The organism is Mesotoga sp. HF07.pep.5.2.highcov (genome assembly GCF_003666285.1).
GTDB lineage: Bacteria > Thermotogota > Thermotogae > Petrotogales > Kosmotogaceae > Mesotoga > Mesotoga prima.
The window spans coordinates 1-1187 of record NZ_JFHJ01000386.1 but is presented as its reverse complement, the minus strand read 5'-3'; the positions used below and the strand labels follow the sequence as shown (position 1 = coordinate 1187).

Below are 1187 nucleotides of genomic sequence, written 5' to 3'. Positions count from 1 at the left end.
ATCTCCAATATCCTTGCGGGGTAAATATGATACCTCAATATAAACACTTCCTATTGGGACCTCAATGTGGAACCGTCCGGAGTCAACATTCTTGGAATACTTTTCGGCGGAGATAGCCTTTATTATGGAGAAGTTGTTCTTCTAAAAAATGTTCATTACGAACAGTATGTGTCATATTCGACGGTTATTCGCCAGCCCGATCTAAGCAACTATACGGTAGGTGCTCTTTCTACAGACGGCATCTACGAAATGAAAAACTGGTGGATATTCCTGAGATAACGGCATTTGTCACCTAGAATAATTGCGCAGATTTCTTAATCTGCTGCTGATTCAAAGTCGCCTAGATTCTATAGCCTAATTGCGTGGTTTCTTTCAGGGTCCTTTGAATCACTCGTTGAACTCACTTTTTTTAATCCTGCTTTGCTCACCAGAGTATTTTAATAGCTGGTTCTGGCGGGAATCAGGGATGATATGTTGTTCAATAGAAGTACTCTCTGCTTCCAACTCCGTGATGACTTTAAGAAGCAGATCAAAAGACTTAACAGTTTTGTCAATTGACACTATGACTGAGCTTTTGGCAGTCCATATGCCTATGAAACAAGATAGTTGCTCTTGGTCTTCTACATATATGCTATTCAGCAGGCGTCTTTCTTACAACGGGTGGACAGTAGAGAGGATCCAGTCCTTCCGGTGCCGGTATATAGATTCGCAACGTCATGGTAAATTTCCCGTCGGGTGCTGGAAGCCAGTTAGATTCTTTGTCTGCGCCTGGTGAGTCATGCTGCAGGTAAAGAATCAATGAACCGTCTTCAGCATATTTGAGGTCGGACCTGTCGCCTATAGAGTATCTGTTCAGTGGGTTATCGACCATGAATTGATTTTCGTCGTACATCGTTATTGACCAGAAGCCCTTGGGATCGACTGGAGGCAACTCCTCCTTGCTGAAGGAGATCACGTAATTGTGCTTGGAAGCATCTAGTGGCTCTCCGTCACCGTCAAAGAAACAGCTAGGATAGTAAGCCTCTTCGAGATCGTTTCCATACAATCCCATATGAGCCGCCGAAGCTCTAATCAGATAGAGACCCTGCATCCTCTCTCTGTTCCCGAATATCCTTCCCGGTAAAGACCAACCATTTGTGATACTTCCCATTGTAGTACCTGGATGATAAATCGCCTGCCGCGCTTCG

At 44.2% G+C, this 1187-nt stretch carries 2 protein-coding genes; one reads left to right on the top strand and one right to left on the bottom strand.

The window, feature by feature from the left end; all coding sequences use genetic code 11:
* The first annotated feature begins 66 nt into the window (after window positions 1-66).
* Window positions 67-279, top strand: a complete 213-nt coding sequence (locus tag BG32_RS08255) for a hypothetical protein (RefSeq protein WP_259459618.1) — start codon at window positions 67-69, stop codon at window positions 277-279.
* 352 nt (window positions 280-631) lie between these two features.
* On the opposite strand, the gene BG32_RS08250 is transcribed toward BG32_RS08255, so the two are convergent.
* Window positions 632-1187 (bottom strand): DUF1214 domain-containing protein (locus BG32_RS08250; RefSeq protein WP_147434894.1); only part of this gene is annotated, 556 nt, incomplete at its 5' end.